Raw genomic sequence first — 24,670 nt, forward strand, 5'->3', positions numbered from 1 at the left:
TGACTCATATCTCACTGTTTGTTCATTTGCCAACCCACTTTGAGATTTGCGATCGCACTTTGAGATTCGTGATCGCACTTTGAGATTCGCGATCGCATTTTGAGATTCGCGATCCCAGTCTTGGGAAACCCCAATATCTCCTTCAACCCTTAGGTCGTAGCTTTTTGACATTGTGATTCCGAATGGCTCACCAAGGGTGAGCGAACGGTGAGTCATAAGAGCCAATATAGCAATTCCTTAATAGGTCGTGGGAATTTCTGAAATTCGATCCTTGCTCTACCTGGGTTTTAGCCGATCACTTATTACATCCTATTGATGTAATAGGATTGCTACATACACCCAAGTGTTCAATTTGGCTTCTCCGTTGTCAATAGAGCATCTTTATTGCGGTGAGCAGTTACGCCTGTTGAAAACTGACCAGTGGAGGTGGGGAACAGGGAATAGGGGATAGGGAACAGGGAATAGGGAATAGTGATAAAATTTGATATCATGTTACCCATGTTACCATGGAAGATATGACAATCTCTTCTACAACCGGGGTCGCTTAAGCGGGTTTAGTATAATATTACAATCGAACAAATACGGGAAAAACTCGAATGGTAAGGATTCAGGTGGGTGAGAAGGGGGGTTGACAGAGGCTAGCCACTGTTGACGATTTTATCCAAATATCTGGCAGTATCTCCAAAAATATGTTAGACTTTGATTAGTTTTCTAGTGTCATTGAAAAGATTCTGAAAATTGAATTGAAGCCGAAAACCAAAGCAAACCATGATAGTGGTTGCGTTTTCTATTAAACACAGATTTATGCGCCTTGAGCGGAACAAAACCGATCTTGGCCTTGGGAGATACCCCCTGGCTGCGAGAGCAGCTTGCATTAGTGGGCTAAAATCTGCAAAGTAGATTTTGGTAGCTAAAAAGTATCGGAGACTAGGATAGGAGAAAAGTTGTGATCATAAAAAAGCCAGTGCATCCAAGACATACAGAAGAAGAACTCAACCAATTGTCTACAGAAGAATTGGTTAAGATAATCAAGGCACTTGAAACAGAGGTGGCACGGCTGAGTGTAATCCTAGGTAAGGACAGCCAAACATCATCAAAACCCCCATCAACGGACATAATCAAGCGTCTCAGAGAAAAAGAAAGTACTCGAAGAAACTCCACAGGGACAGCAAAAGCGGAAACTTCGAGGACAACCAGGTCATCAAGGAAAAACTCGTTTTGGGTTTGGCAGGGTAGACAGAATAGAAGTGCTCCATCCAGAGATCTGTACTCACTGGGTCGGAACTCACTTTCATGGGTGTGCCGAGAAAATAGAAAAGCACCAAGTAGCGCAGTTGGTAGCCCAACCAATTGAAGTAGTGGAGTATCATCGTCTGAGCCGTAAATGCCTTCAGTGTGGGGAAGTAAGTCAGGCAAACTGGAGTCAGGAAATCGTACCAGGACAAGACCTAGGAGTGAGACTGCAAGCACTGATCGGTTGGTTAGGGAACTATGCCCACATGCCCTATGCCAAGATCCAGGAGTTGATTTAGCAGATGGGTGAAGTAGAGATTGGAGTCGGAACCAAAGGGGCCACCAACGTGCCTAGTAGCCCAAGCCATAGAACAGCCGGTACTAGAACTGGAAAATTGGGTAAAAATAGAACAACCCAATGTCCATGTCGATGAAACCCCTTGGGGGGTCATTGGGGTAAAGGAATGGTTATGGCTAGTCGCCAACCAGGATTTTTGCCTATTTAGAGCAGCAGATACACGTTCACGAAAAGAACTAGAGTCACTGCTAGGAGATAAGTATGGTGGAGTTCGAGCGCAGCGACGAAAAGCGTGTATACTAACTAATGGTTACCCTGTAGTAGCCCAACAAAAGTGCTTGGCACATATGCGCAGGCATTTCAAGGGTTTAATTAAATGTCCTGGATTACACAATGAGAGTATTGGCAAAGCATTTATTAGTCTGCAAGATGTGCGCTTTTGAGCATTATCACTTATGGCAAACCCAGGCTGATCATAAAGCTTACGAATTATGGGCCAAGGAATTCAAATCCAAATTAAGTAAAGCTTTCAATAAATGGATACCGCAAGCGGGAGCAAGAGCTTTGAGGCTTTTAAATAATCTCCAAAACAAGTTTGATCAGTGGTGGTATTTTCGCCATGCATCCAGAAGTACCTCCTGACAACAATTTGGCAGAACGTTGTCATTGATTGGCTGTTACAAAGCGTAAGGGAGCGCGGAGGTTCTCGCTCCTTGGAAAGATTTGAAAACACCGCCAGACTTTTGACTGTTGTGCAAACCTGTCGTTCTCAGCAACGTTGTGTCGTCAACTTTTTTGCTGAAGCATTACGTGCCCACATCGGTCGTGACATGGGTTTTCCTTGACTTATCCCTATTTTTACGACCTGAATCCTTACCTCGAATGTTATTTCGAGACACCTGTATTGGAGTAAAAGTTATATTTTATAAAATTTGTTGAGCAAAAAGTTTAAGCATTTCAAGCTCTTATAAAACAGGATATTTATGACAGTAATCGAGAATCTTTTATCTGATATCAGTCGTTTGGGAATAAAGCTATGGCTTGAATATAGTGATTCAACTCAAGCACCTAGGTTAAAATGTAGAGCTCCAGAAGGAGCTTTAAATCCAGCCTTACGAGATCAGTTGCAACAGCATAAAATAGCAATAATTGAGACTCTACAACAGTGGGAGAAATATAATAATCAAGCAGTTGAAACTATTGTAAAAGTTCCTCGTGAAGGAAACTATAGTCTCTCCTTTGCTCAAGAAAGACTGTGGTTTATAAATCAGCTTAATCCTGGTGATACTAACTACAATGTGGTTCATAATTTTCAAATTTCAGGAATACTCAATGTTTCAATACTTGAACAAAGTTTAAATGAGATTATTCGCCGTCATGAGGTGCTACGAACCACATTTTCCATAAAAAAAGGTAGCCCAATACAAGCAATTGCACCTAGTTTAAATCTGATCTTATCAGTTGTTGATTTACAATCGCTACCTAGCCAAGAGCAGTTGACTCAAACAGAACAATTCATTCAGGCAGAAAATCAATATGCTTTTGACCTATCTCAAGAGATATTATTGCGAGCCACAGTGCTTCATCTGTCAGAGCATTTGCATATCTTACTATTAACTTGTCATCATATTATTACAGATGGCTGGTCTACAAAAGTTTTGTTGCGAGAACTCGGAAGTCTTTATACGGCTTTTTTGAATGATGAGTCTTCACCATTACCTGAGTTACCAATTCAATATATAGACTTTGCCCACTGGCAGCGACAATGCTTATCAAAAGAACGATTGGCAAATCTGGTGGAGTATTGGAGACATCAATTAGCTGGCGCACCACCTTTGCTAGATTTACCTACTGATCATTCTCGCCCTCCAGTGCAAACCTTTCGAGGTGCGACTCAGCTTTTTGACTTCAGTAAAGACCTGACGCAACAAATTAAAGAACTGGGTTACCAAGCCGGAACAACACTATTCATGACATTGTTGACGGCTTTTATGGTCTTACTAAGCCGTTATAGCGGCCAGGAAGATATTATAGTGGGCACTCCGATCGCGGGTCGCAATCATCCTGCCCTTGATTCAATGATTGGCTTTTTTGTCAATACGTTAGTGTTGCGGGTTGATCTCTCTGGTAATCCAAGCTTCCGAGAATTAATGGATCGGACACGACAGGTAACGTTAGACGCTTATTCCCATCAAGATTTGCAGTTCGAGAAGCTTGTGGAAGAGCTACAACCCGAACGAAACCCTGGTTACAATCCGCTGTTTCAAGTGATGTTTGTTCTGCAGGAGAATGAGGTTGATGAATGGAAGTTTTCGGATTTAACCCTGACTCCTTTACCAACGGAAAGGGTCACGGCCAAGTTTGATTTGACCCTATGTCTTGAGAATCGGGAATCTGGGCTGAGAGGGAAGTTAGAATACAGCACGGATTTGTTTGATCAGGACACTGCTGCTCGAATGATTGGGCATTTTCAAACGCTCCTTGCCGCAATTGTCAGAAATCCTGATCAATCGATCTGTCACCTGCCGCTTTTAAGTCTTGAGGAATCCTATCAACTCCTAGTTGCTTGGAATCAAACCCAAATGGATTCTCTGTGTGACATTTCTGTTCATTCACAGGTTCTAACTCTGTTAGAGCAGCAGGTATCTCAGCATCCAGATGCTATAGCTGTCCAGTTTCAACAGCAAACGCTCACTTATCAAGCATTGCACGATCGGGCTAATCAACTCGCTCATTATCTCCAAAGTCTTGGGGTTGGTCCAGAAGTTGTCGTAGGTCTTTGTGTCGAACGGTCTATAGAGCTAGTTGTGGGTTTTCTGGGCATCCTTAAAGCAGGTGGAGCGTATCTCCCTCTTGATCCGACCTATCCCCAAGAACGGCTCACTTATATGCTTGCAGATGCACAAGTTTCGGTGCTTGTGACTCAGCCCACTCTACTGACTAGACTTCCATCTCACCCAGCAAAAGTGGTGATGTTAGAGAGCGACTCTGCTGTTTTTGCCAACCAACCTGTGACAGCACCAACCTCTGCCATTACTGCAGAGACGCTAGCCTATGTAATCTATACTTCTGGCTCTACCGGACGACCCAAAGGAGTAATGGTCACGCATCGGGGGTTAAGCAATCTAGCAGCAACTCTGATTGCGACTTTTAAAGTCAACCCCCACAGTCGGGTTCTTCAATTTACCTCCTTGAGTTTTGATGTTTCAATCTCAGAAATCTTGATGGTTTTAAGTTCTGGGGCTTGCTTGTGCTTGAATCCATCAGAATCTTTACTGCCGAGTTTAGATTTAGTGCAACTTCTCCAGCAGCAGGCAATTACGCATTTGGCATTACCTGCATCTGCCCTGGCGACTTTACCGCTCATGCCAATCCCCAGTTTACAAGTGCTGATTGTAGGAGGGGAAGCCTGTCCTGTTCCGTTGATGCAAGAGTGGGCTAAGGGTCGGGAATTTTTTAATGCTTACGGCCCAACAGAGGCGAGTGTGTATACGACTATCGCCCTTTGTCAACCAGAGGACCCTATCATTACACTCGGTCGCCCCATTCCCAATGTCAACGTTTATATTCTAGATCCCTATGGTCAGCCGGTTCCGATCGGTATTCCTGGCGAGTTGTATATTGGGGGGATCGGTCTTGCACGAGGTTATCTCAACCGTCCTGATCTGACCCAGGCAACATTTGCCGCAATGCCTCACAGCTTAAAGAGGCTGCACGAGGATTTTGGCAAGGCTTTACCTGCAAACTCTCTAGCCAATCGTTTATACAAAACGGGTGATCGGGTGCGTTATCTTGCTGATGGCAGAATTGAGTTTTTAGGACGGATTGATCACCAAGTTAAGTTGCGCGGATTCCGGATCGAGCTCGGAGAGATCAGTGCAACCCTGGAACAACATCCAGCCATTCAGACTGCAATTGCCTTGTTGAGACCAGATCAACGTGGCGAACAACAATTGGTCGCCTATGCAGTTTTGCACAGTGGGAGTGATCAGCCTTCTGCTCCTGAACTGCGAAGGTTTTTGCGAGGACTCTTGCCTCACTATATGGTGCCAATGGCGATCATTTTGCTGTCAGAATTCCCCCTGACCCCCAATGGCAAGATCAACCGTGCTGCTTTGCCTGCTCCTGATTTGCAACACCTACAACAAGCTACCTTTGTTCCGCCTCGCAGTCCGGTTGAAATTGTTATTGCCAATATCATCGCCTCGGCATTGGGTTTAGAACAGGTGGGTCTGCAGGATGATTTCTTTGAACTGGGAGGCCATTCGTTATTAGCGACTCAGGTTATCTCTCGAATTCGTCAAAGTTTTGGGGTTGAGATCCCACTGATCACTCTATTTGAGCAACCCAGGTTAATAGACCTTGCTCAGGCTGTGAACTCTGTTCAGAAGAAAGATTTTTCTCCCTTACCTCCTATTCAGCCGATCGATCGCAACCCCTTAAGCGACCCCAAATCATTTCCCCTGTCATTTGCCCAACAACGGCTCTGGTTCCTCAATCGTCTTGAAGGGGTCAATACAACAAGCTATAACACGGGTAGAACTTTTCAGTTAACTGGGAATTTGAATCGACCCGCACTACAACAAAGTCTGCAAGCCCTCATCGAACGTCATGAAAGCCTACGCACTACCTTCCCCATTGATCGTCAAGGTATTCCCTGTCAACGGATTAATGAGCCTGGAACGATAACATTACCCGTGATTGAGTTGGAAGCAGGAGCACAAGAAGCCGAGATTAAAGAGCTAATTAAAGTAGAAAGTCAACAACCCTTTGATCTGACTCACAACAGGCTCATTCGCTTCAAACTGCTGCAATCGTCGCCTACTGATCATATTTTGATGGTCACGATACACCACATTATTTGTGATGGTTGGTCGATCGGGGTATTCCAACAAGAGCTACTCCAACTGTATCAAGCTTTTTGCCAGAATCAATCTTCTCCCCTTTCCCCTTTACAGATCCAATATGCAGATTTTGCCTGTTGGCAACGGCAATGGCTAACCGATCAAGTTTTAGAGGCTGAACTCAACTATTGGAAACAACAACTGGAAGGCGCTCCCCCTCTATTAGAACTGCCCACAGACTACCCTCGACCTGCTGTGCAAACATTTCAAGGGGGGGAGGTCAGTTTTCAGGTTGATGCATCCCTGAGCCAGAATCTGAAAGCCTTCAGCCAAAAAGCAGGCGTTACCCTATTTATGACCTTGCTTACTGTCTTTAAGATATTATTATCTCGCTACTCCAGACAGACCGATATTGTGGTGGGTGCGCCCATTGCTAATCGTAATCAGGCTGAAATTGAGCCTTTGATTGGTTTTTTTGTCAATACCCTGGTATTGCGTTCCGACTTGTCCGGCAATCCTAGATTTGTGGAACTGCTGAGACAGGTTAGACAAACCACGCTAGAGGCTTACACGCATCAAGACCTACCTTTTGAGAAATTAGTAGAGGAATTACAACCGAAGCGTCGTCTTGACCATCATCCGATTATTCAGGTCATGTTTGCTTTGCAAAATGTTCCAGATGCTGATTTAGAACTACCAGACTTAGAAGTCAAGTCCCTCAGATCAGAGGTTGAGACAACCCGCGAATTTGATTTGGAGGTTTACCTTTGGGAAAAACCTCAGGGGTTGGTCGGCTCCTGTATTTACAGGGGTGATTTGTTCAAAGTTGAAACGATCCAGCGGTTATTTGAACAATTTCAGAGGTTATTGCAAGCAGTGGTGATCGATAGCAGTCAAAGGATCGATGAGTTGCCCCTTCTGACTCTTGCTGAACAACACCAGATTCTAACGCAATGGAATCAGACTCAAAGAGACTACCCTCGTAACTCCTGTATTCATCAACTATTTGAGCAACAGGTAGAACGATCAGGAGATGCCATTGCCCTAGTATTTGAAGACCAACAACTTACTTATCAGGAGCTGGATTACCAGGCCAATCAGCTTGCCGCTTACTTACGGAACTGGGGTGTCGATCCAGACGTATTGGTTGGGGTTTGCCTGGAGCGATCGCCTGACCTGATTGTGGCCATACTGGCAATTCTTAAAGCTGGGGGAGCATATGTGCCCCTTGATCCAAACTACCCCTCAGAACGTTTGGCCTTCATTGCCGAAGATACACAAATACCGATATTAATTACTCAAACAGCTTTTCGAGCCCACCTTTCGGATTCTCAGACCTGTTTCCTCATTTGTTTAGATGAAATCAACTTAAGAGAGTTTGCTGCTCAACAACCGACTAACCGGAAAGAACACGATGTCCAGCCTGATTTGAATAGAACGTTAACAGACACCATCTCTCCTACCCTAGAAACCCAGGCTGGGACTTCTTTGAGCGGAAAATCAATCACCGCTGACAATCTTGCCTATGTGATGTATACTTCCGGCTCTACAGGTAAACCCAAAGGTGTTGCAGTTTCCCATCGGGGAGTTGTTCGTTTGGTGGTCAATTCCAACTATGTTAACATCACCGCAGCGGATACCTTTCTACAACTCGCCTCCATTGCTTTTGATGCAGCCACCTTTGAAATTTGGGGTGCGTTACTCAACGGAGCTACCTTGGTGCTCGCTCCAGCCTCTCGTTCTTCTCTGGCTGAAATTGCTTACCTCCTGCAGCATCATCACATTACGATTCTCTGGCTCACTGCTGGGCTCTTCCATCAAATGGTGGAAGAGCATCTTGAAGCTTTCTCCTCTGTTCAACAACTCTTAGCTGGAGGTGACGTTCTCTCTGTTGCTCATGTTCAAACCGTAGTTCAAGCCTTACCCAACACCCTGGTGATTAATGGCTACGGTCCAACAGAAAATACCACCTTTACCTGCTGTTACCCTGTTCGAGATCTTGATGAGATCGGCACATCAATTCCGATCGGATCTCCGATTTCAAACACTCAAGTCTATCTGTTAGATCAAACTTTTCACCCAGTTCCAGTTGGAGTACCTGGAGAGCTTTATATTGGCGGAGACGGCTTAGCACGCGAGTATCTCAAGCGTCCTGATCTGACCGCAGAACGCTTTATCGTGAATCCCTTTCTCTCTGGCAAAGTCATAGAAAAGGATGAAGGGAGAGAATCAAAAGGAACTCCCCAGATTTCAACTTCGAACACACTGTATAAAACCGGAGACTTAGCCCGATACCTTCCTGATGGCAATATTGAGTTTCTTGGACGAGTTGACCATCAAGTTAAAATTCGTGGTTTCCGCATTGAACTGGGAGAAATTGAAGCAACGATTCGGCAGAATTCAATTGTCTCTCAAACAGTTGTTACGGTTCATAAAGATCCAATCGGTGATAAAACTTTAATCGCTTATGTAGTGCCTGACTGGCGTGGGCAAGGGATTGCTGCATTACTTGCTCAGGCAGAATATGAATTATTAGAGGATTGGCAAACTCTCTACGAAGAAATCTACAGTCCATCTACTCTAGAACCAGATGATACAGGATTAAACTCTAACTTGGATTTCAATATTGTAGGATGGAATAGCAGTTATACAGGTCAGCCAATTCCAGCTATCGAAATGAGGGAATGGGTTGAGCATACCGTGTCGCGAATTCAGCATTATCACCCTCAGTCAGTATTAGAAATTGGTTGTGGAACAGGATTATTGTTAAGTCGAATTGCTCCCCATTGCAAACATTATGAAGGAACTGATTATTCCAGGGCAGCCTTAGCCTATAACCAAAATCTACAGCAAAGTCAAACGACCTTAAATCATGTTATTTTTCATCATAAATTAGCCCATGACTTTGACGGCATTCCTAAGCAAAAATTTGACACCGTTATACTCAATTCAGTCATTCAATACTTCCCCAGTATTCATTATCTTCTCCAGGTTTTACAAGGGGCAATAGATGTCATTATTCCTGGCACCCCCGGTCGCATTTTTGTGGGAGATATTCGGAGTTTACCCTTATTAGATAAGTTTCATACGATGGTGCAATACTTGCAAGCGGACGATTCAATGTTGTTACAGGAACTTACAACTCGATGTCAGCAGAGCTTGCAAGCGGAAGAAGAGCTTGTCATTGATCCAGATTTCTTTGTTACCTTACCTCACTATTTCCCTGAAATTAGCCATGTTGAAGTTCAACCGAAGCGAGGCAAACATCACAATGAGTTAACCCAGTTTCGTTATGATGTAACGCTCCATCTCAGCATGACTCAACCAAGGGAAAATGTAACAATTCCTTGGCAGGACTGGCAGGATGACCCAGACATGTTGACTCAAGTTCGGCGTGTGTTGTTGGAAGAACGTCCAGAATCGTTGGGTATTCGTCGTATTCCCAATGGGCGAATTCAACAGGCATTACAAGTCCAACAATGTCTGGAGCAATCGTCTCAGGAATTCAAAACCGTTAAACATCTCCGACAACATCTAATGGGTGTAATGGGTGATGGAGCACACAACAACTCCAGTGGCGTTGAGCCGGATATGTTCTGGGAATTAGCAGAAGAATTGGGCTATCAGGTGCATTTGAGTTGGTGGGAAGCCAGTTCAACAGGGTATTATGATGTAGTTTTTCTACGTGAGACTGTTCCCAAGGACCAGGATGTTGTCTCAGCTCTTCAAAAGGTTGCCTTTTGGCAAGAGCACCGAAGTCCTCTTAAGCTGAGGCAAGACTATGCCAATATCCCCCTACAAAGTAAGCTAACTTACAAACTGATTCCTGAAATACGCCAGTTTTTGCAAAACAAGTTGCCTGAGTATATGCTGCCTCAGCACTTTGTTGTCTTAGACCATTTACCTCTGACCGCCAATGGCAAAGTCGATCGCAGGGCTTTGCCAGTCCCCGATGTTATAGATGTGCATCGAGAGGGAGAATTTGTTGCACCGAGGACCCCGACTCAAGAGCTGTTAGCTGCGATTTGGCGTGAGGTTTTGCGAATTGAACAGATTAGCCTTGACGATGACTTCTTTAAGCTAGGGGGACATTCTTTATTGGCAACTCAGGTGATGTCGCGGATTCGCCATAGACTAGGAGTTGAACTGCCTTTGCAAGTGATGTTCGAGCAACCGACATTGAGGGATCTCACCCAGGCAATAGAGACTGCTCAGCAAGGGGATTTAATCTCTTTTCCTGCCATTCAGCCCGTTTCTCGTGCAACACTCTTGCCCGTTTCGTTTGCTCAGCAACGGCTTTGGTTTCTAACTCAGCTCGAAGGCATGAGCGCTGGCTATAACGTCCCCAATGCTTTCAAACTTGAGGGTGTGTTGAACCACACCGCATTGGAGCAAAGTTTTCAAGCGATCATTCATCGTCATGAGACCCTACGGACCACCTTTAAAGCTGATGATACGGGTACACCTTACCAGTATATTAATGAGGCTGGAATCTTTACCTTGCCAGTGATTGAATTACACAGCGAACACCAAGAACGCCAAGTTAAAGATCAAATTCAAGCAGAAAGCCACCAGCCCTTTGATATTAGTCAAGATCAACTGATTCGTGCCAAGTTACTGTGTCTGTCCCCCACTACCCATGTATTGCTAGTAACCATACACCACATTGTCTCAGACGGGTGGTCATTAGGGGTATTCATTCAGGAACTATCTCAACTTTATCAAGCCTTTTGTCAAGGAGAGACCTCTCCACTCTCTCCATTAACAATCCAATACGCCGACTTTGCCCAATGGCAACGGCAATGGTTAGCAGGTCAAGCCCTGACAAGCCATCTAGACTATTGGAAACAGAAACTTGATGGTGCTCCTCCCCTGTTAGAATTCCCCACAGATCATCCTCGCCCAGAGGTAGCTACCTTTGAGGGAGGAATAGAGTGGTTCTGGCTGGATTCTAGCCTGACGCAACAACTGAAGACCCTAAGCCAAAAAGCAGGTGTCACCCTGTTTATGACCTTACTGGCAGCGTTTCAAGTGTTGCTCTCGCGCTACACCAGAAAATCAGATATTGTGGTTGGATCGCCAATCGCCAACCGCAAACAGGTTGAAGTTGAATCGTTGCTGGGCTTTTTTGTCAACACCCTGGTACTGCGCTCTGATCTGTCTAACAATCCTAGCTTTGAGGCGTTATTGGCTCAGGTCAGACAAACAACCTTGGAGGCTTATCTTCACCAAGATTTGCCTTTTGAAAAACTGGTGGAAACGTTACAACCAGAACGTCATCTCAATCATCATCCTATCGTTCAGGTCATGTTTGCTTTGCAGAATGCCCTGGGTGATAAATTAGAACTCTTTGATTTGAAAGTAGAACGTCTAGGCGTAGAACTGAAGACCATTCGTGAGTTTGATTTTGAACTTGATCTTTTTGAGAATCCTGAAGGTTTGGCAGGACGGTGTACTTACAATATTGGTTTATTCAAGGCTGAAACAATTCGACGGATGTTGGGCCACTTTCAGACTCTCTTACAAGCCATTGTTGTTGATAGTACTCAAGGAATTGCAGAACTTCCCCTCCTGACTCAGGCTGAACAGCAACTGTTAGTTGCCTGGAATCAAACTCAGAAAGATTATCCTCATGATCAATGTATTCATCAATTATTCGAAGCTCAGGTTGAGCGCACATCTGATGCCATTGCTGTAATATTCGAAGCGCAGAAACTAACTTACCGGGAACTGAATGAGCGATCTAATCAGTTGGCTCATTACTTACAGCAGCAAGGTGTAGGCCCCGAAGTATTAGTTGGTATTTGTGTTGAGCGTTCCCTAGAGATGGTGGTGGGCGTGCTAGGTATTCTTAAAGCAGGAGGGGCATATGTTCCCTTAGACCCCACCTATCCGAGTGATCGAATTGCTTACATGATGGAAGATTCAGAGATTGGGCTGCTCCTCACTCAACAATGTTTGCTAAAGGAATTACCGCTTCACCGACCTCAAATCATCTGCTTGGATGTAGAAGATGACGTTTTTGCTAAATACAGCACTGATACAGTTCACAGTAAGGTCCATCCTACTAACCTTGCTTATGTCATCTATACATCAGGGTCTACTGGACAACCCAAAGGCGTAGCGATCACTCATCATTCTGTACTGAACCTGGATCAGGGATTATTGCACGCTGTTTACAGTTCTCTGACTCATAGTAAGGAGAACCTTTGCATTAGTATTAATGGTTCATATGCCTTCGACACATCGGTTAAGCAGATTCTTCAACTTTTACATGGGCACACCCTAGTCATTGTTCCAGAAAGCGATCGATACAGCGGCTCAACTCTACTGCACTATCTCAAGCAATATCAGATTGATGTTTTTGACTGTACACCCATGCAATTCACCTGGTTGATAGAAGCAGGTCTCCTTAGCACAGATGAAGTACCCCTGAGAGCCATCTTAGTAGGTGGAGAACCGATTGCCTCCTCCACTTGGCTAGCGGTTCAAAGCTGCGAGACAATTCACTGCTTTAATCTCTACGGTCCAACAGAATGTACTGTAGATGCTACGATCTGTCGTTTACAGTCCGCTCATAGTGCTGGTACTATTGGTCGCCCTATTGTGAATACGCAGGTTTATCTGTTGGATAGTCATCTACAACCTGTTCCGATAGGAATTCCTGGCGAGTTGTATATTGGAGGGGCAGGGTTAGCCCGTGGCTATTTAAATCGTCCAGAGTTGACTGCCACAAAGTTTATTGCTAATCCCTTTGGTGCTGGGCGATTGTACCAAACTGGTGACCTAGCCCGTTACTTGCCTGATGGTTCCATTGAATACCTGGGTCGCTTGGACCAACAGGTGAAAATTCGTGGTTTCCGCATTGAGTTAGGTGAAATTACAACCGTCTTAAGCCAACATCCAGATATTAGTCAGGCTGTCACCATCGCTCGTGAATCTGAGACTAGAGATCGGCAACTGATTGCCTATGTGGTAGCGAAGGATAACGTTCATGTAGATCCACCAGTCTTGCGGCAATATTTGCAGCAAAGCTTACCAGCTTATATGTTGCCCAGTTCGTTTGTGTCACTGGCAGAATTACCCTTAATGCCCAATGGCAAAATAGATCGTAAAGCACTGCCTGCGCCCAACGTTTCTGATTTGCAGCGACAGACAACTTTTGTCCCTGCTTCCACCTCCACCCAGCAACTCTTAGTAATGGTTTGGGCCGATGTTTTAGGAGTGGACCAGATTGGTCTTTATGACAACTTCTTTAACCTTGGGGGACATTCTTTGCTAGCTGTTAAGGTTATTTCTCGTCTACAAGAAGCTTTGCAAATTAGTCTACCCGTTCAACTCTTATTTACCTCCAAAACACTGTTAGAGCTGGCTCAAGCTATAGATCGGATTCGAAATAGCGATCAGGATATTTCAAAACTTGGCACATCTTTTGTTGATTTAGAAGCTGAAGCCATTTTAGATCCAAACATCAAGCCTGCTAAGGCACAAATTTCTCGCAACCCAGATCACATTCTTTTAACAGGAGCAACAGGTTTTGTCGGTATTTTTCTCCTGCATGAATTACTCAAACAAACTTCAGCCAAGATTTACTGTCTCATGCGGACTGGCGATCCCCTTCAGGGTTGGCAGCGCCTGCACAAGCTCCTGAAATCTTTTGGTCTTTGGCATGAAACCTATCAATCGCGAGTGGTTGTGATTAAGGGAGATCTCTCACTGCCTAAGTTTGGTCTTGAGGAATCAGAGTACGAACAGCTCAGTCATCAGGTTGAATCTATTTATCACTCTGGAGCCTGGGTCAATAGCATGTATCCATACTCTTTTTTAAGTCCGGTAAATGTTGCAGGAACCCAGGAGATTATAAAGCTAGCATGTGCCAGTCGAGTCAAACCGCTGCACCATATTTCAACCCTTGGAGTTTTTTCTGCCGGAAGTTATTCTGGACAAAACCTTATTTTTGAGGATGATCCCCTGATTCATGCCAAAGGACTCAAAGGAGGATACAGCCAGAGCAAGTGGGTAGCAGAAAAACTTGTTATGGCGGCACGAAATCGTGGATTACCCACTTCAATTTACCGACTAGGGAGAGTCTTTAGCCATTGCCAGACAGGCATCATGAACATGCAGGACTTCCTTTGCATTTTCCTGAGAGGTTGTATCCAGTTTGGCAAATATCCCGACAGTGATCAGATGGTAGACCGATTGACTCCTGTAGATTACGTAAGTAAAGCAATTGTTCATCTATCTTTGAAAGGTCAGCTGGGTAAAGTTTTCCATATCAATAATCCTGAAACCGTAAATCTACAAACATTGTTTGAGTGGATCAAGGCTTTTGGCTATCCTTTAGAAGCTATCCCCTATTCAGAGTGGCGAACTCAATTTACACAACTAGAAATTTCTCAAGCGAGTAATAACAGTCTATATTCGTTATTTCCTGCGTTCTCACCCTATAATCCTCCTTATACAGGCAAGGTGCTGAGATTTGACTATCAAAATTTGACTAATGGTTTAGCTCAAAGTAATATTCAGTTGGAATCCATCAACCAGGCATATCTCAACCTCTTTCTATCTTTTCTAATTCAAGAGAATTACCTTGATGCTCCGGCAAGGTTGTGAGAACTCTTTCAAATTTGCCAGGTAGGGTTTGTCACAGTAAAAGAATCTTCCTTTTTCTATCTCTCTTGCTTAGAAAAACTGCAAATTGTTCGGGCAGTGATGTACTGATAAATCAAATGACTGATATAAAGCAATCACGCATTAATGGTAGCAGCTTTCCCATCATTAACGCTTTCACGAAGCAATTTACTGCCCTAGAGGGTATGGAAATCTTCAGCTTCATCTGGCTCAGCCAGGTCGTTTCTCTACTTGGCTCCAGGCTTACCAGTTTTGCCATCAGCATCTGGGTTTATTCACACACGGATTCTGTCACCCTGTTTTCATTGCCTATTTTATCTACTTTGCTGCCTACTATTCTCATCAGTCCCATTGCTGGAGTTTATATCGATCGCTGGAATCGCCGATGGACAATGATAATCAGTGATTTCTGTGCTGGCTTGTCTACCTTGATAGTAGCTTGGTTGTACGTAACAGGTCATTTAGAACTTTGGCATATTTGCCTGACTAATATATTGCGATCTAGCTTTAGCACCTTTCAAGAATTAGCCTATCTTGCTGCAACCAGTTTGCTTGTCCCTAAAGATAAGCTAATTCGTGCTAACAGTATGATGCAAACGAGTCAAGCCATATCCAAGTTGATAGGACCTGCACTAGCTGCAGCTTTATTAGGGATCGTTCAGTTTGAAGGCATTGTGGCTATCGATTTCATTACCCTGGCCTTTGCCCTACTATCTCTCTTAATCGTCAAATTCCCTGAGATTGCCGCTGAAACTGAGCAGCAGACTGAGCATGAGTCATTTATGCAGAGTTTAGCCCTTGGCTGGAATTACTGTAAAGAACGATCAGGTCTTCTATGGCTTACTTTTCTACTAACAGTCTGTAACTTTTTGATAGGAGCCCATGCTGTTTTAGAGGCTCCCCTCATTCTTTCTTTCGCATCAGTGATCGGTTTTGGCCTAGTTGTGTCCTGCTCAAATGTTGGTATGGTTGCAGGAGGTCTAGTGGCAATGAGCAGAGGAGGTAAGCAAAATCAAATGCGCACCATTCTGATTGGCATGGCTTTAATCGGCTTATCCATTCTGCTTGAAGGTATTCGTCCCTCAATTTGGTTAGTTACGATCTCAAGTTTTTGTTTGCTTCTACCTGTCCCCTTAATTAACAGCTCCATTATTAGTATCTTTCAACGTAAAGTAGCCCCTGAATTACTAGGGCGGGTTTTAGCGTTATTAAGATCAGTTGCTCGCTCTGGAATCCCTATTTCTTTTCTTCTTGCTGGCTTCCTTGCTGATCATTACTTTGAACGCTTTATGAGTGGAGATAACCCAGCTGCTAGACTGATTGGTCAAGCGATCGGGGTAGGTCCTGGCCGAGGTATTGGTTTGCTTTATATTTGCATGGGAATCTTAACGCTTACCATGACTTGCATCGCTTATTTTTCACCTCGGTTGAGATACCTTGAGGATGAGCTACCTGATGTAATTGGAGATGATTCATCTGATGTTATTTCTGAGGTTGAATAACAAACAAGTTTTTGAACCAACCTGTAAACCGATCGTGATTAATTGAGAATTTCGAAAGTTGCTGAAATGGGTAGAGGTTTTGATGAATAAAGTTGATCAGAAGATGGTGCGGCTGGCGACTGCTTTCAAGGGGAAAATTCGGATCGTCGATGCCAGTTGCTGGGTATTCGTCATATTGGCAGTATTGAGTTCCAAATAAGTAATCCCAGATAATTAAAATTGAGCCAAAATTGCGATCGCGATGTTGTGGTTCAATTGAATGATGAATGCGATGAGACTGAGGGGTAATCATGATATGCTTCAACCAACCATAATTGAGTTTGAGATTGGCATGATAGATACGTAAATACCACTTTTGCAACACTTTAAATAGAATGATAGAAGGCGCAGAAATCCCAAGCGCGATCATGGGTAAAGCAACAATGATATAAGCAATTGCTTTATCAACGATATGAAAGCGTAGACCACTCAAGAGGTTCAGTTCGGTTTGGGAGTGATGGACAGCATGAAAATACCAAAAGGCTGGGATATGGTGGCGTAGAATATGTCCAAACCAAATTAGAAAGTCGCTAAGCAGAAAGCCGAGCACTAACATGATTGGTGGAGGAAGTATTGTTGCGCTATCAAAGATAGGGAAACCGACACGATTGCTCAAAGCGTAAAGAACGGAGATGCAAGGCTTCAGAAAAAGAATCGTTTCGACAAGGTCACCTAGCAACCACAAGGAGTCTTGACAGAAACCAACGGACAGCCGAGCCTGCTGACGTGCGGGTAACCAGATTTCGATCAGTAGAATCATTGAGACAATCCCATAAAACCACGGATTAAGGGAGATCTCGTGGCTAAGAGTTATGAGAATTTCTTCGGCCAATGTCCTAATGTAGGCAAGGTCACTCCAGGCGATCGCGGTTTGCACTAGAAAACAGATCACTACCAATCTTAAAGTTATCCCAGCGACATTCTGACACCCTCGCCATAGAAACTGAATTCGAGATGATTGCAGTAAATCTAACATCGTAATTGCGAAGTGGGGGAAGTAGGCGTCTAGCCAAGCAATCCTTATAGGATATCATTCACCTGTTTCTGAAGCAGAATTTTTTCGCCTTGAAGCCGTGGTAAAATTCTGTAATCATTTGAAAAGTAATAATTTATACCCTCAAGGTTAAGGTAACGTGTGAACTACTCTTACATCCTATTAACCTTTTCTAATTGAACAATCGACAAACGTACATTGTAACACCTTTTTCAAGATCTCTCTGGAAAAAACCATGAATCAATTAATGAAAAGTAATGACCTGAAAGATTCAATCATAATTTCAGATACTACCCTCCGTGATGGTGAACAGACATTTGGCATTGTCTTCAGCAATGAGGAAAAGTTGGAAATTGCTAGACAACTTGATGCACTAGACATTCAGGAGTTGGAAGCTGGATTTCCAGCTCAAGAAGGAAGTGAAAGGACCTACCTGCAAGAGCTGATTTCCCGTAAAACCAATGGGCGTATCTCAGCACGGGTGTTAGGCTGGCATCGGCCATTGCGTGAAGAACTATCCTGGTCAGTTAAGTTGGGCCTAGATGGCTGCTGCTCTTCTACTCCGATTACCCCTTATATGATTGATAGCATCCTGAGATCTACACCGGACAAAATCTTACAAGCTCAACGGAGTGCATTAGCTTTCATCAAGGAGAACGGCTTATACGCTGTTTCTGACTTTCAGGATGCCTTCAATGCTGATCACTCATTTTTATTTGACATGATTCAGATGTCAGAGGAAATTGGTGCCGATCGAGTGCGGCTTTGCGATACCGTAGGTCGCACTGATCCCTTCATCATCTTCGAGACCATAACGGATATTCTCAATAACTCGGAGATCGATGTCGAACTTCATGCCCATAATGATCTGGGTATGGCGGTTGCCAACTGTGTGGCTGCGACTAAAGCATTTGAGATCTGGTACCAGTCCCACAAAAAAATACCAAGCCGGAAGCTCTATTTAACCACTACAGTGAATGGAATTGGTGAGCGAGCTGGTAACACTGATTTGGCTACATTAGTGGGTGCGTTGAAAGTTGGGCTAAATATAAATCTATCTGTACAGGAATCGAGACTCTCCAGCGTTTGTGATTATGTCTCGCAAGCAAGTAGTCGCCCGATCCCGATTAATGCACCAGTAGTAGGTCCCAATATTTGGTCTCATTCCTCAGGTATTCATGTAGATGGTGTGTTGAAAAGCCCTGCAAATTACGAGCTGATAAGCCCTGAATTTGTTGGCAAAACTAACACTGCTCGACGTTTAGGGATCAATAAACATTCTGGCAAACGGGCTGTCCAGCATAAATTTGCTGGGTTGGGCATACCGTTGACTGATGAAGCTGCTCTCAAACTGTTGCCCCAGATTCGTGAAGGGACGATTCAGAATAAGCGAATGCTATTTGATCATGAATTGGTTGATTTAGTGAATCGATCCCAAAAACCTTCATGATCTCACTGCAATCGTGATTTTTGCTAAGTAGGTGGGCGTAATTAAGTGTAAAATAGCGATGGAAATTCAAAATCATGAAACCCCTATGAATAGAGGATTCCAGCTTCATTTTCGGATTTTGAGTTTTAACGTTTATTTATGCCCACCTACTTATCGGTGACCCTCTCCCCTTAACCTACCAATCGGTTCTTTAGTTATGATCACCCCCCCCATTGCCACTCTTTCAACTCCAAAGCAAGAACCTGGTGAGGAAAACTTACTGATGAATCTGAAACATCAAGTGTTGCCTGAACAAAGAAACAAATGTATCTATCAACTGATAGATGCTTATGCCCACAATATACCTAACAAAACTGCTGTAATTTGTGGAGGTCAGACCCTGACCTATCGCATACTCAATCAGCTTGCCGATCAAGTTGCTGAGCATTTGCAGCATTTAGAGATTGAATCCGGAGGATTGATCGGGCTGTATATGGATCGATCGTTGGCTATGATTGTTGGTTTATTGGGAATTTGGAAAGCGGGTTGTGCCTATGTTCCACTTGATAGTCAATATCCCAAGCAGCGTCTCGAATTTATGCTGGCAGAGACTGAAGCAGCGATAGTCTTAACTGAACCTCAGTTGTGTCAGGATTTACCAAAACTATCAACAATTGCACAGGTGATCACGTTAAAGGTCGAGACCGACGGTCGTTTGTCCCTTGCTTCAGTAATCTCATCGAAATTAAAACCATCTGTCTCGACAGCGATTTCTGCGCCAGTGACGGCCAAGGATCTTTCCCCGTCGAAGGTGGAAGATCCTCCTTCTGTAGATCAGTGCAGTGAAGGCCGCGATAAACTGAGCTGGGACAAGCGAGCCAAATCTTCTCCTGAAATCAACCCCCTCGATCGCCTCGCTTATATTATTTACACCTCTGGTTCAACGGGCAAACCCAAAGGCGTAATGATCAGCCATCGGAATCTGGCACATTACTGTTGGTCGATCGTTCAGCCCATGGCTCTGCAATCCACTGATATTTATTTGCACCTTGCCTCCATCTGCTTTGCCACATCTGCCCGTCAGTTATTGTCACCCCTATCACATGGGGCAACTGTTGTTATCGCGACCTCGGAAGAACGTCAAATCCCGCTCAAAGTGCTACAACTGGCAAAGGATCAGCAGGTTACCTTAATGGATATGGTGCCATCCTATTGGCGAATTCTAAATTCAACCCTACAGCATTTGCCTCCTGATACGCGCCAGAAACTTCTGACCAACACTCTACGATTTGTTAACGGTCATGGGGAACCTGTCCCCCAATATATTCCTCAGATCTGGCAAGAGAGGTTACAGCATCCTGCTGCGACGTTGAATCTATATGGTCAAGCAGAGGCAACAGGTTCGGTTGCCTTTTGTTTTTACCAATCCGGAGAACCTGGCGCTGTGATGCCGATCGGTCAGCCATTACCAGGGATGAAACTCTACATCCTTGATGATAATTTAACCCCTGTAGCGCCTGGAACTTGCGGGGAAATCTACGTGGGAGGACCAGCGGTATCTCAGGGATACTTTAAACGCCCAGAACTGAATGATGAAAGGTTTATCGTTAATCCCTTGATTAATCATAAGTCCGGCAATAGTGAACAAGAACTTGACCAGACTGTTCCATTCTACCTCTACAAAACTGGAGATTTGGGGCGATGTCGGAGCGATGGGGTTTTTGAAATGTTGGGGCGTGTAGATCGTCAAGTTAAGATTAATGGTGTTCGAGTTGAAATAGACGAAATTGAAGCAATTCTCTCTCAACATCCCACCGTTAGGGAAGCTGCTGTTTTAGATCTGAAAACGAACCTGAATGAACCTTATTTAGTTGCTTATTTAACCCTCGAACCAACATCCCTGTCTCGTGAGGATAACAATTGGGAGCAAATTGAAATCGCCCTCCAAACGGTAAGATCTGGCAAGTCTGTGAAGATAGATAGTCTTACCGTTGCTGAGTCAAACTCAGAGCTGATCCATCAACTCAAGACATATCTCCAAGCCCAAGTATCTCGCTATGTGGTGCCATCCAAGTTTGTGATTCTGGAAGATCTTCCCCTAACTCCGAATGGCAAAGTCGATCGTAAGGTGCTGCTTGCACAACAAGAAGCGCAGTTTGAAAACCGAGAATTGATTGCTCCCCGTACAGAGACCGAAGTGAAGCTTGCCAAGATTTGGTGTGACATTCTCAATCTTACTCAGATTAGCCTTGACGATAACTTCTTTGAATTGGGTGGACATTCCCTGCTTGCAACGCAGGTGATTTCTCGGATCAGGGACGTATTCTTCATTGAATTACCTCTGGCTCAAGTGTTTGCTTATCCCACTTTGATGGAATTAGCCCAGTCGATCGACACTATCCAGCCAACAGACTCAATTAAACTGACAACCATTAGTTCAGTTCCCAAAGACACCAAGGTTCCTTTATCTTTTGCTCAGCAACGTCTTTGGTTTCTTGATCAATTAGAAGGACCTAGTTCAACTTATAATATTTCAAATGTCTGGCAACTGGAAGGAGACTTAAATCTATCAGTACTGACCCAAAGTCTTCAAACAATTGTGCAGCGCCACGAAGGGCTACGGACCATTTTTCCGAGCGATAATGCTGCTCCATATCAAAAAATTCAACTTGACGTTACAGTTCAGGTTCCCCTAATCGACTTACAATCGCTTCCCCCAACAGAACTAGAATCTCAGATTCAGATTTTGATTAATGCTGAGGCTCAAACACCGTTTGTCCTTGCCCAAGATACGCTTGTTCGTTGCAAGCTTTTGAAATGCAGTACAACAGTCCATGTGCTTGTGATTACAATCCATCACATCGTTGCCGATGACTGGTCACTGGGCATCTTTCAGCAAGAACTCTCCGAACTCTATACTGCTTTTTGTCAATCGGAACCTTTACCGCTGGCACCCTTGCCCATTCAATATGCAGATTTTGCCTATTGGCAGCATCAATGGTTACAAGGACAAGTTCTGGAGACCTTACTCGACTACTGGCGAAACCAACTTGCAGACAGTCCACCCCTGCTAGATTTACCAACCGACTACCCACGTCCAGCAAAACAAGTTTTTCGGGGTAGCACGATTGAATTTGATTTAGATGCTCACTTAACCCAAAAATTACAACTTCTCAGTCAACAATCTGGCACTACCCTCTTCATATCACTTCTGAGCGCGTTTTCAATCTTACTCTGTCGTTACAGCAACTCAACTGACATCGTTGTTGGGTCGCCAATCGCCAATCGTAATCGTCAGGAAATTGAGCCTCTCATTGGGTTCTTTGTCAATACATTGGTGTTGCGTAACAACCTTGAAGGGAATCCAAGCTTCTTAGAATTGTTGCAACGAACTCGCCAAGTTGCCTTAAATGCTTATGCCCATCAGGATCTCCCGTTTGAGAAGTTAGTAGAGGAATTAAATCCAGATCGCAACCTGAGCTATCATCCCCTGGTTCAGGTCATGTTTGTATTGCAAAATAGCATCCCATCCCATGCCTTGAGTTTTCCAGGCGTAACCGTGAGTCCACGAAGGGTAGAACGGACCACTGCAAAATTTGATTTGATTTTGTCAATGCGGGAAGCTTCTCAAGGGTTGCAAGGGGTTTGGGAGTATAACAGTGATTTATTCACATCTAACACAATTCAACGATTGCATCACCACTTTCAAACCTTGCTTAAAGGGATTGTTGCCAATCCAGATCAATTAATTTCTGAGTTACCCCTGCTAACCGAAGCAGAACAGCAGCAATTACTGGCACAATGGAGCCAAGCCCATAGAGATTATCCCGGTGATTCCTCCATACACCATCTGTTTGAACAACAAGTAGAACGTACACCAGATGCGGTTGCCTTAGTGTTTGGAGAACAACAGCTCTCTTATCGAGAACTGGATCGCCGTGCAAATCAGCTTGCCACTTATTTGCAGACCTTGGGTGTAGAACGAGAAGTATTGGTCGGCCTTTGCCTGGAACGATCACCAGAGTTGATTGTTGCCATGCTAGGAACTCTCAAAGCTGGAGGAGCCTACGTTCCCCTTGATTCCAACTATCCTTCGGAGCGCTTGGCTTTCATCTTAAATGAAACGCAAATTCCCGTATTAATTACGCAAACGACTTTGCGCTCCCGATTAGCCAATTATGAGCAGTGTGTCCTGATTTGTCTCGATGAGATTGATTTGACACAATCCAATGGATTGCAATCTTATGAAGTGCAGTCTGATAGCTCGTCAGAGCCGCAATTGGTGACAAGAGAGAGTCTAGCCTATGTAATCTATACTTCTGGCTCTACGGGTCAACCCAAAGGAGTTAGTATTCCCCATCAAGCAGTGATACGTTTGGCGATCGATCCTAACTATGTGACAATTTGCTCAGACGACACATGCCTACAACTAGCTTCCATTGCCTTTGATGCGGCCACCTTCGAAGTTTGGGGGGCTTTGCTCAATGGAGCAAAATTAGTCCTAGCTCCTGCTGCTCGTCCATCTCTGGCAGAGATCGCACATCTGCTATCACATCACCAAATCACTGTAGTTTGGCTCACCTCTGGACTCTTCCATCAGATGGTAGAAGAGCATTTGGAGTCTTTCACCTCAGTTCGACAACTTCTGGCGGGGGGAGACGTTCTGTCAGTTACCCATGTCAAGAAAGCAGTTCGAGCCTTACCGAATACCCTTGTAATTAATGGTTATGGTCCGACGGAGAATACAACTTTTACCTGCTGTTACCCAATCCGAAATCTTGAAGCCATTGGCACGTCGGTTCCAATCGGTTGTGCGATTTCAAATACTCAGGTTTATCTGTTGGATGACAGCTATCATCCAGTTCCTATAGGAGTTTCGGGAGAGCTTTATATTGGTGGCGATGGTTTAGCACGCGAGTACTTTAACCGTCCTAATCTGACAGCAGAACGATTTATCTGCCATCCTGCTTTGGGTCGCCTCTACAAAACTGGTGATCTTTGCCGCTACCGTTCAGATGGAAATCTCGAATTTATAGGACGGATTGATCATCAAGTTAAGATTCGGGGTTTCCGCATTGAGTTAGGAGAGATCGAAACAGTGCTCGGTGAGCATCCTGATTTACAGGCAGTCGTTGTGTTAGCCCGAGAAGATAATCCAGGAGATAAGCGGTTAGTCGCTTACGTTGTAGTTGAGGCAGATAAGCAAATTCTCCCTAATCAACTCCAACAGTTTCTCAAGCAGAGGCTACCAGATTATATGATCCCCTCCGCCTTTGTACAATTAAGAACCTTGCCTTTAACCCTAAATTGCAAGGTAGATCGTCGATCTCTGCCGATTCCTGACTTTTCTCAACTCCCTCACAGGCTTGAGTTTACTGCACCCCAAACTGAAACTGAGTACAGGATTGTTAAAATCTGGTCTGAAGTCATGAAATGCGATCGCATCAGTATTCACGACAACTTCTTTGAATTGGGTGGTCATTCTCTCCTTGCTACTCGGGTCATTTCAAAGCTCCGTCAAACTTTGCAGATTGAACTGCCAATCCAAAGCCTCTTTGAATATCCAACGGTAGCTGGGTGGGCTAAACACATCGATCTAGTGCTATGGTTTGGTCGAGATGCAGTGGACCTTGCAGCAGTTAAAAACACTGAGGAAATTGAGATATGACCTAAGCTACAGATGGGGAATTCCGCGCA

General features: G+C 44.3%; 11 protein-coding genes. 8 read left to right on the top strand and 3 right to left on the bottom strand.

Annotated elements, in window-relative coordinates; all coding sequences use genetic code 11:
* Window positions 1-11: 11 nt before the first annotated feature.
* A complete protein-coding gene (locus tag F6J90_RS33445; protein ID WP_293103969.1) occupies window positions 12-134 on the bottom strand; it encodes a hypothetical protein in 123 nt (40 codons plus the stop codon).
* 213 nt (window positions 135-347) lie between these two features.
* On the bottom strand, window positions 348-491 hold the full coding sequence (locus F6J90_RS33450) for a hypothetical protein (protein ID WP_158517253.1): 144 nt from the start codon (window positions 489-491) through the stop codon (window positions 348-350).
* A 557-nt stretch (window positions 492-1,048) separates the two neighbouring features.
* Between F6J90_RS33450 and F6J90_RS43875 the strand changes: the two genes are divergently transcribed.
* From F6J90_RS43875 to F6J90_RS33475, 6 genes are all read left to right on the top strand, one after another.
* Window positions 1,049-1,354: a hypothetical protein gene (locus F6J90_RS43875; RefSeq protein ID WP_366513975.1), complete on the top strand. Its 306-nt coding sequence runs from the start codon at window positions 1,049-1,051 to the stop codon at window positions 1,352-1,354.
* The gene (locus tag F6J90_RS33455) at window positions 1,248-1,532 is read left to right on the top strand and encodes a hypothetical protein (protein ID WP_149031010.1); all 285 of its coding nucleotides are present in this window, start codon (window positions 1,248-1,250) and stop codon (window positions 1,530-1,532) included. The genes F6J90_RS43875 and F6J90_RS33455 overlap by 107 nt, the downstream gene beginning before the upstream one ends.
* 19 nt (window positions 1,533-1,551) lie before the next feature.
* On the top strand, window positions 1,552-1,974 hold the full coding sequence (locus tag F6J90_RS33460) for a transposase (RefSeq protein WP_149031009.1): 423 nt from the start codon (window positions 1,552-1,554) through the stop codon (window positions 1,972-1,974).
* A gap of 162 nt (window positions 1,975-2,136) precedes the next feature.
* Complete coding sequence (locus tag F6J90_RS33465; RefSeq protein ID WP_149031008.1) at window positions 2,137-2,376, top strand: hypothetical protein; 240 nt, start codon at window positions 2,137-2,139, stop codon at window positions 2,374-2,376.
* Between the two features lie 138 nt (window positions 2,377-2,514).
* A complete protein-coding gene (locus tag F6J90_RS33470) occupies window positions 2,515-14,991 on the top strand; it encodes a non-ribosomal peptide synthetase (RefSeq protein ID WP_293103973.1) in 12,477 nt (4,158 codons plus the stop codon).
* A gap of 116 nt (window positions 14,992-15,107) precedes the next feature.
* Complete coding sequence (locus F6J90_RS33475; protein WP_293103976.1) at window positions 15,108-16,511, top strand: MFS transporter; 1,404 nt, start codon at window positions 15,108-15,110, stop codon at window positions 16,509-16,511.
* Here F6J90_RS33475 and F6J90_RS33480 read toward each other — a convergent pair.
* Window positions 16,492-17,526 (bottom strand): sterol desaturase family protein, encoded by a 1,035-nt coding sequence (locus tag F6J90_RS33480; RefSeq protein ID WP_293103979.1) that lies wholly within the window; start codon window positions 17,524-17,526, stop codon window positions 16,492-16,494. The genes F6J90_RS33475 and F6J90_RS33480 overlap by 20 nt on opposite strands.
* Before the next feature lie 253 nt (window positions 17,527-17,779).
* Here F6J90_RS33480 and F6J90_RS33485 point away from each other — a divergent pair, with 253 nt between their 5' ends.
* Complete coding sequence (locus tag F6J90_RS33485; protein ID WP_293103982.1) at window positions 17,780-18,994, top strand: hypothetical protein; 1,215 nt, start codon at window positions 17,780-17,782, stop codon at window positions 18,992-18,994.
* A 262-nt stretch (window positions 18,995-19,256) separates the two neighbouring features.
* Window positions 19,257-24,641, top strand: a complete 5,385-nt coding sequence (locus F6J90_RS33490) for a non-ribosomal peptide synthetase (RefSeq protein WP_293103985.1) — start codon at window positions 19,257-19,259, stop codon at window positions 24,639-24,641.
* Window positions 24,642-24,670 lie beyond the last annotated feature (29 nt).

It is taken from the genome of Moorena sp. SIOASIH, from assembly GCF_010671925.1.
Classification (GTDB): domain Bacteria; phylum Cyanobacteriota; class Cyanobacteriia; order Cyanobacteriales; family Coleofasciculaceae; genus Moorena.